Genomic DNA, 8,842 nt, shown 5'->3' with positions numbered 1-8,842 from the left:
GTCAAGAGCACTTCCACCGCCCAGTGCAACTACGAACTCAATATCATTCTCACGGATGAGTTTTGCGCAGGCATCTACTTCTTTTACCTCAGGGTTCGGGGAAACCTCTCCGTAAACACAAACCAGTGTGCCGTCGCTGTCTTTCACGATCTTATCTGCCAGACCGTTTGTAAGGAAAAACGGGTCACTTACCAGGATTCCTCTTTTGCATCCCATGGATGCTGCTACGTCTTTAACTTCCTTCACGATTCCTTCACCGAAACGAATTGTTACCGGCTGTATATATTCCCACTTCATACCTGTACCTCCTGTTTGATACACTTTTAATTTTTATATTTTATTTTTATCTGCTGGCATGGCTTTTTGCTGCATGAGGATTCCCAATGCTCCAAGAATTACAACAGCCATTCCGATATACTGTTTTCCCACCATGTGTTCTCCGAAAAGAACGAAGGTAATGATCGTTGAAACGATGGGCATAAACAAAAGGAAAACTTTTACCAGCCATACAGGATAATTTCTAAGGTTATGATAATAAACTACGTATACCAGCGTCTGTCCTGCTGCTGCAAATAACAGTGCCAGTGCCACATATTTATCAGTAAAAATATTCTGTACTTCTTTTACAGTTCCGGCAATGAGAGATGCCGCTGTAAAAAATATCATTGTGATAAAGTTGTTATAAAAAGCAACTACATCATCACAGATCGGGTTTTTCTTATCCAACTGCACGCTTTTGATCACGAATGCATTGATGGAAACAAACAATGCACTGAGCAGGAAAAAGATATTTCCCGGTTCAGCGATCTTGAAGTTGGTAAAGTCAATTCCCATTACCATGAATACGCCGAACAGCATCACAAAGGTGCAAACCCATGCTTTCCATGTAAATTTCTGTTTGTAAACGATGACTGATATGATGTTTACCATAAGAACGTCACACTTGAGAAGCGCTGTTCCTGTAGCTGCTGAGGACATGGACAAACCTAAGAACGCTGTCCAGTCCAGCAGAAAGCCAAGGGTTCCGATCATTACCAGTCTTGCTCTTACCCCTTCTGTTTTCCATAACAGTCCAAGTTCGCCTCTTTTGGCCATGATCACGATCAGGGCCAGCATAACCACAAAACGAATGGAAAGGCCTGAGGTAAAGGAGGATGTAAATCCTACCAGCTTTTGGCTCGCCACGTAATAGGTTCCCCATATTACTGGCAGGATCAGCAATGGAAAAAGTGACTTTTTTTCTTCTGCCATAATTACCACCACTTAATCTGTTTTGTTACATACTCTCTCAGTTCGATAAATTCCGGAGATGCAATGTCTCTCGGTCTTGGAAGGTCGATGATCTTCTCTTCCTTAATAGTTGTAGGTTTCTGAGATAAGATCAGGCACTTCTCAGACAGGTAAACAGCCTCTTCAATGTTATGAGTAATGAAAAGTACTGTACTTCCTGTTTTCTGCCACAGCTTGATAACCTGATCCTCAAGGTAATAACGTACCTTGATATCCATCTGTGCATAAGGCTCATCCATCAGAAGCAGGTCTGGATGAAGTGCGAAGCTTCTTCCGATTACAACACGCTGCTCAAGAGAAGCACTCAGTTCTCGTGGATAGGATTTCAGAACCTCTGTAAGTCCTAAGGATTCCGCAATTTCTTTTGTTCTCTCTTCGATTGTTTTCTGGTCTACTTTCTTTATTTTCAGGCCGTACTGAAGATTTTCTTCTACAGTCAGCCATGGATATGCAGATGGCTCCTGGAAAACAAAGGCGATATTGTGTTTCTTCGGGTCTGCCGGCTCTCCGTCGATTAAGATCTGTCCTGATGTTGGCTCGATCAGTTTTACCAGAAGGTTCAGGAATGTAGTTTTTCCACATCCTGTAGGACCTACAATACAAACGAAGTCTCCCTTCTTTACGTTAAATGAAATATCATTCAGTACAAGAAGATCACCGAACTTCTTTGTCAATCCTACTACTTTTACTTTTGTATCATCACTCATTTTCTGCCCTCCGTTAAATATCCAGATCTGTATTGTCTACGATCTCATTTCTATATTCCAGGAAAGCTTTATCTGTATAGCTTCTCGGACGAGGCAGATCTACTACGTATTCTTTCTTGATTTCTGCCGGTCTTGAAGAAAGAAGCAGGATTCTGTCACCAAGATAAAGAGCTTCCTCTACGTTGTTTGTTACAAAGATAATTGTCTTTTTATTCTTTTCCCAGATTTTGATGATCTCATCTTCCATCTGGTATCTTGTCTGTGCATCCAAAGCTCCGAATGGCTCATCCAGAAGAAGGATATCGGATTCAGATGCATAGGCTCTTGCGATTCCAACACGCTGTTTCATACCACCGGAAAGCTGTTTCGGAAGAGAATTCTCAAATCCTTTCAGTCCAACCAGATTGATGTATTCCTGAGCTTTTTCCTGACGTACTTTTTTGTCAACGCCTTTTAACTTCTGGCTCATCTCTACGTTTCCCATAACTGTTTTCCATGGGAACAGAGCGTATTTCTGGAATACCATTCCAAGGTCGCCCATCTTCGGTCTTCCACCTGCAAATTCAATGGTTCCGGATGTTTGTTTCTCCAGATTTGCAAGGATGTTCAGAAGAACTGTTTTTCCACAACGGCCTGGTCCAAGAAGAACAAGGAACTCGTTTTCATGTACTTCAAAGGACAGGTTGTTTAATACTTCCACTTGTTTATCTCTTGTCTCATATACTTTGGAGACATTTTTTAACTCTATTTTGTTTTTGAGAACTGCCATGGACAAAGCACTCCTTCCAGTTTACTTAAAATTGTAGACAGAAGCATACTGACAATTCCGATTACCAGCATACATACAACGATGAGCGCTGTATCACCAGATTCCTGTCCACGTACGATCAGGAAACCAACTCCCTGTTTCGCAACGATCATCTCAGCTGCAACTACACACATCCATCCACTTGATAAAGCAGTTCTGATACCAGCCAGGATTGCCGGAACAGTTGCAGGAAGTGTGATCTCAAGTAAGATCTGTCTTCTGTTTGCTCCCAGTACCTTACCGGCACTTACAAGCAGCGGATCGATTTCTTTAATTCCTGAATAAGTATTCAGAACAATCGGAACAAATGAACCAATAAATACAATGATGATCTTTGATGTCTCACCAATTCCAAACCATAAGATGATAAGCGGAATCCATGCGATTGGCGGGATAGGACGGAGCATTTCAAAGATTGGGTCAACAACTGCATTGAAGGTTTTGCTCCAGCCAAGGCCTACACCAAGTCCAACTCCAAGAACGATAGCAAAGAAGAATGCGATCAGAACTCGTCTTAAACTTACCCAGATATGTACTGGCAGGATTGCCTGTGAAATTGGGTTTGTCATAATGTTCAGGAATTTTTCCCAGGTGGCCAGCGGTGTAGGGATCATACTGTTCTCAGCGCTTGATAACCACACCCATGCCAGGATAAAGATTCCTATTGAAACAACCGGCAGTACATAATACCATTTTTTCGTCTCTTTACTATCCATTGTCTCTGTACCTCCATGGTGCTACTTTCTTTTCAAACAATCCCAGGATTCCATTGAGCATGGCTCCTGTTAAACCAATCGTAAACATACCAACAATAATGATGTCCGGACGGATAATGGTACGGCCCATCTGGATCATGTAACCAAGGCCACGGATGGAAGCAAGCATCTCTGCTGCTACCAGTGTTGTCCAGGATGCGTTCAGGGATAAGCGGATTCCGGTGAAAACCATATTCATGGAAGATGGGATACATACTGTGGTAAATATCTTCCAGTCACTGGCCCCGAAGGTTTTCGCCACATTTATCAACGTGGCATCCGTTAGCCTGATTCCTAAGTAGGAGTTGATAACATTTGGTACGAAAGCAGCTACAAAGATAATGAATACTTTTGCAGACATTCCGATACCCATTGTAAGGATTACAATCGGGATCCATGCGATCGGAGGGATTGGTCGGATAATTTCAAATAATGGGTTCAGCAGGAAATCTGCCACTTTGTAATATCCCATGATCCATCCCAGTGGAACACCGATTATAGTTGCGATAATAAAACTTGTAAGAGCAAGCTTTAAGCTCTGGAAGAAATGCTGTGGAAGTGTGGAACCATCTGGATTTGCATTTGTCAGTTTATATATAAACGTCTCCACAACTTCTGACGGAGCATTCAATGATCTGTGTGAAACCCAGCCAAGCCGCACAGCGGCTTCCCAGACTCCAAAAAATATAACAAGTCCCAGAATACTGAGCATTCTGTATTTCATCTTTCCATTAGAACGTTTATTCATATGTTTATATCCCAATCACCTTTCCGATGTTTATAAGTAATGCCGGCATAAAAACAGTTTCTGTTCTCATACCGGCAATACACGTTTACAGAAATTACTCCATAGAAATACCTTTTTCCTCTGCTATTGCACGAATGAATTCGCCATCAACAAAACCGTTTTCTTTTAATGTAGTCATGTCATCGTCTGTGTAGGTTCCCTGATCGATAAAGAACTGAACGATCTTATTAACAACTTCATCAGCTTTTGTATTTCCAGCTTCGCCTTTGAAGTATTCAACATTCTCTTCCAGAGTAGGAAGTGGTCTGTCCTCTACGAAACGTCTTGCTAGTTCCTCATCTGTGTCAATTCCGTTATCCAGCTGCATCTGAAGCAGATATTCACTCTGGGTATCGATATCGTCTTTGTATTTTTCGGAAATTTCGTAATAATTCTTAACCCATGCATAAACTGCATCCCAGTTCTCTTCGATTGCCTGCTCGGAAGCAACGAGAACGGTTGGCATTGTCTCGCCGGAAGCCTCACCGCTGGAAGCTTTTACCCAGCCTTCTTCCTCAGCCTGATAGGACTGTGGATCCCAAAGAGCTACGATGTCGCCCTGGCCAGCTTTGAATGCGGTGTATGCGGATGGAACATCCATGTGTACGATACTTACATCGTTCTGGGTAAGTCCCATAGCACTTAAGGTTGCGATCAGCATATAGTGAGCACTTGTTTGTGTTGGGCAAAGGATTGTTTTGCCTTTCCATGTGTCTGCATTTCCAAGGATGTCCGGATATCCTTCAACCTCTCCTGAAATCGCTGCGATGTCACTGTCTGCACGTACCCAGTAGTCAACGGAAACTGTATCATCAACACTGAATCCTACGATCTTAGCGTTGTAAGCGATTCCTGCTGCGATTGCCGGCGGTGTTCCACAAGCTCCTGCATCCCACTCGTTAGCTCCAAGTGCCTCGTTCTGGGTGTTTCCTGATGAGAACCACAGGATTTCTGTGTTAAGTCCGTTCTCCTCAAAGATTCCTTCCTCTTCCCCAATGTAAGATGGTAGTGCGTGGCTGTAGGGCTGATGGCTTAATGTAATGGAAAGATCATCAGCGGATACAACGGTGGCAGCCCCCACTGTCATGACCGTTGTTAAAATTGTTGCTACAACCTTCTTTGCTGTTTTGTTCATAAAATACCTCCTTCATTTTGTTTACTGAATATGTGTACGTTTTATTAATCAACTTTGTTAATTAATATGGTTGTATCATACTATATCGTTATTCATTTGTCAACCTGTACAATTATACATATATTTTGATTTGTTTTTGTGCATTTTGTCATTCAATAATATGACCAATTTGGATTTTCCCATTTTTTCCCTTGCATTATATAGATATATCTCGTATAATTACAGTAAGCATTTTTATTTAATTAAGAATCTTAACTATTCAAATAATTAAGATTCTTTATAAATGCATTCCATAAGACAGGAAGGAGCATTCGTACCGTATGAATAATATCAATTCTGCGTTCCTTGAGACAAAAGCAAATAACCGCCTGAATGCGCTGCGGCTGCTTTTCGCCAACGAATCCCTTTCCCGCACGGAAATAGCCAGTTTTCTCGGAATATCAACAGCGGCAGTGACATCTATAGTAAACGAGTTTTTAGAAAGTGGTCTTATCATACAGTGTGAAGAAAGTGTAGATTCTCCTAATAAGAAGGCGGGACGCAAACAAAGCCCATTAAAGATTAATTATAACTGGAAGTACATCGTCTGCTTTGACATACATCCGGCATCTGTTAATATCGCCATTACCAACCTTCACGGAAAGCTCATTGTGGAAGAGCCTTTTACATTTTCTTCTAATTGGAATAAGAAGGAGTTCTGCTCAGAGCTTGCCAAGGAGTGTATCAAGATTTTGTGGAATCATTCTATCCATTTGAATCAGATCCTGGGTGCCGGTGTTTCTGTGATCGGACCGGTAAACCACCTGGAGGGAATTGCCCTTCACCCTTATCGTGTTTTTGAGGGGCCGGTTCCTTTTAAGGAACTGCTGGAGAATGAACTTCCATTTCCTATTACTGTGGAGAGCAATGTTTGTGCCTTTCTCCAGAGTGAGCTTCTTTATAGAACGAATATTGAGAACGCACAGAATATCCTGATGCTGAAGTGGGGACCTGGAGTGGGTTCTGCTACTGCGATCAACGGACATATTTACAAGGGATATAATTATCAGTCTTCTGAGATTGGGCATAATCACTTTGCCAAGGGAAAAGGAGCGAAATGTATCTGTGGACGGAATGGATGTCTGGAGACTTTGATTTCTGAGGCGGCGATTATTGATCACATTAAAGAGCTGATGCACTCTGAGAATGGGAAGGATATTCTGGAATTTTCCAAAACTGTGGGAGAGCCTTGCTCTGCCAATCTGGAGAGTTATCTGAATCATCCCAATCAGGAGCTTCGGGAGTATGTTTCCAAGTGCTCTTTTGATCTTGCAGAAGTGACCAACAATGCCATTCTTATCCTGGCACCGGATAAGCTGGTGCTTTTTGGGGATATTTTCGAGCACGATTCTATTGTGTCTCTTTTTACCGAACAGTTAGTTGAAATAAACTCCACCCTGCCGGAACAGTTCTGCGTGAAGAGCACCTTCCGGAAAAAGAAAAAATATATCGGGTCTACGGCCATTGCTGTAGAGAACTTTTTGCTTTCCTAAAAGTGTGGAAATGGGAATCCACCGAACCGGCAGTGTTTCCGGGACGGTGGATTTTTTGCGTGGTGCCCCATGTGCCAAGGGCTCCGCCCGCTCTTACTCCTTGGGGCGGTGGGGCTTCGCCCCACGGGATTAGCGCAGCGTCGGGTTTTGGGTGGATTTCAATTTTATATGGAATAAGCTCCTAAAATCTGCTATTATAGAAAACGTTGAATGTACAAATTTATTTTAAACGACAGAGGTGTTAGACATGAGTTGGTATAACGAGGCAGTTTTTTATCACATTTATCCATTGGGTTTGGCTGGGGCGCCGAAGCAGAATGAGTATGGGGAGCCTGTGCATAGGTTGAATACGCTTCTTCCGTGGATCGATCATATTAAAGAAATCGGGTGCACCGCTTTATATATAGGTCCTTTATTTGAAAGTGTGGGACATGGTTATGAGACTACTGATTACAGGAAGCTTGACTCCCGTCTGGGTGACAACGAGGATCTGAAGAATTTCGTTGCAACCTGCCATGAAAAAGGGATCAAGGTTATCTTCGATGGCGTATTCAACCACACCGGACGTGACTTTTTCGCATTTAAAGATATTCAGGAGAAGCGACAGAATTCACCTTATGTAAACTGGTACTGTAATGTGAACTTCTCTGGAAATACCGAATACAACGATGGTTTTTCCTATGAAAACTGGGGCGGATATAATCTTCTGGTAAAATTAAACCAGCGCAATCCTGATGTGCAGAACTACATCTGCGATGTGATCCGTTTCTGGGTTTCTGAATTTGATGTGGATGGTATCCGTCTTGACGCTGCGGACGTTCTGGACTTTGATTTTATGAAACAGTTGCGCCGCACCGCTGAGGAAGTGAAACCGGATTTTTGGCTGATGGGCGAAGTCATCCACGGCGATTACAGCCGCTGGGTAAATGGCAGCACCCTTCACAGTGTTACAAATTATGCACTTCACAAGGCTCTTTACAGCGGACACAATGACCATAACTATTTTGAGATCGCGCACACTGTAAAATATCTGCAGAACATGGGCGACCTTGATCTTTATAATTTCGTGGACAACCATGATGTAGAACGAATTTACACCAAACTTTCCAATAAGGCGCATTTTGCTCCAGTTCATGTGCTTCTCTACACCCTTCCGGGAGTTCCAAGTATTTATTATGGTTCTGAATTTGGAATTGAGGGACGTAAGGAAAGAACCTCAGATGACAGCTTAAGACCAGCCTTAAATCTTGCTGATTATGCTGACGCAGTGGAGAAAAATCCTTGCACAGCTCTTATTGCTGCCCTTGGAAAAGTCCGCCAGAATATACCGGCTCTTAATTATGGAAGCTATGCAGAGCTTATGCTCACCAACCGCCAGTATGCTTTTGCCCGTGACCTGGATGGGGTGCGTGTGATCGTCACTGTAAATAATGATGACAATGCCGCTTCTATGGATCTGGCTGCTGGAAATGCAGCTGAGTATGTAGGTACTCTGACCGGTGAAAAAGTTTCTGTAGAAAATGGACGCATTCATGTAACCGTTGCCGGAAACAGCGGCAATATCTGGGTTCCGGCTGGGGATATGCCAGAGTATAAGCCGGTAGAGATGAATGCAAAGACACCGGAAACTACTAATACAACAGTTAAGGCTGACAACGCAGACCAGACAAAAGAGGAAGCTGCTGCCACTGTCGCAGAGCAAAATACAACTCCGATCTCTCAGGCACTGAAAAATGCTGCGAATACGGACAGCATAAAGGAAACGGTTGCGACTACTGTAGGTAACTCTGATTGCACCGCAAATGCTTCTGAAAAAGCAGCTGATGGT

9 protein-coding genes are annotated in these 8,842 nt (G+C 42.9%); 2 read left to right on the top strand and 7 right to left on the bottom strand.

Features of this window, described 5'->3' with window-relative positions:
* The 7 genes from AB5170_RS01670 to AB5170_RS01640 form a co-directional block, all read right to left on the bottom strand.
* On the bottom strand, positions 1-297 hold a 297-nt coding region (locus AB5170_RS01670; RefSeq protein ID WP_368365034.1), incomplete at its 3' end, for an iron-containing alcohol dehydrogenase.
* A gap of 33 nt (positions 298-330) precedes the next feature.
* Complete coding sequence (locus tag AB5170_RS01665; protein ID WP_173717218.1) at positions 331-1,251, bottom strand: DMT family transporter; 921 nt, start codon at positions 1,249-1,251, stop codon at positions 331-333.
* A 2-nt stretch (positions 1,252-1,253) separates the two neighbouring features.
* Positions 1,254-1,997, bottom strand: coding sequence for an ABC transporter ATP-binding protein (locus tag AB5170_RS01660; protein ID WP_148461592.1), 744 nt, complete (start codon positions 1,995-1,997; stop codon positions 1,254-1,256).
* 13 nt (positions 1,998-2,010) lie between these two features.
* On the bottom strand, positions 2,011-2,766 hold the full coding sequence (locus tag AB5170_RS01655) for an ABC transporter ATP-binding protein (RefSeq protein WP_148461591.1): 756 nt from the start codon (positions 2,764-2,766) through the stop codon (positions 2,011-2,013).
* Positions 2,742-3,521: an ABC transporter permease gene (locus tag AB5170_RS01650; protein WP_148461590.1), complete on the bottom strand. Its 780-nt coding sequence runs from the start codon at positions 3,519-3,521 to the stop codon at positions 2,742-2,744. The genes AB5170_RS01655 and AB5170_RS01650 overlap by 25 nt, the downstream gene beginning before the upstream one ends.
* Complete coding sequence (locus AB5170_RS01645; RefSeq protein ID WP_148461589.1) at positions 3,514-4,308, bottom strand: ABC transporter permease; 795 nt, start codon at positions 4,306-4,308, stop codon at positions 3,514-3,516. The genes AB5170_RS01650 and AB5170_RS01645 overlap by 8 nt, the downstream gene beginning before the upstream one ends.
* 94 nt (positions 4,309-4,402) lie before the next feature.
* Positions 4,403-5,482, bottom strand: coding sequence for an ABC transporter substrate-binding protein (locus AB5170_RS01640; RefSeq protein WP_173717217.1), 1,080 nt, complete (start codon positions 5,480-5,482; stop codon positions 4,403-4,405).
* Positions 5,483-5,802: 320 nt separating this feature from the next.
* On the opposite strand from AB5170_RS01640, the gene AB5170_RS01635 reads away from it, so the two are divergent.
* Positions 5,803-7,014, top strand: a complete 1,212-nt coding sequence (locus AB5170_RS01635; RefSeq protein WP_173717216.1) for an ROK family transcriptional regulator — start codon at positions 5,803-5,805, stop codon at positions 7,012-7,014.
* A 247-nt stretch (positions 7,015-7,261) separates the two neighbouring features.
* Positions 7,262-8,842 (top strand): alpha-amylase family glycosyl hydrolase (locus AB5170_RS01630; protein ID WP_368365033.1); only part of this gene is annotated, 1,581 nt, incomplete at its 3' end.

It is taken from the genome of Ruminococcus sp. RTP21484sp1_RTP21281st1_A8_RTP21281_210402, from assembly GCF_040914025.1.
Taxonomy (GTDB): Bacteria; Bacillota; Clostridia; order Lachnospirales; family Lachnospiraceae; genus Blautia_A; species Blautia_A faecis.
The sequence above is the reverse complement of the archived record's forward strand: the minus strand, read 5'-3'. Positions and strand labels throughout refer to the sequence as shown.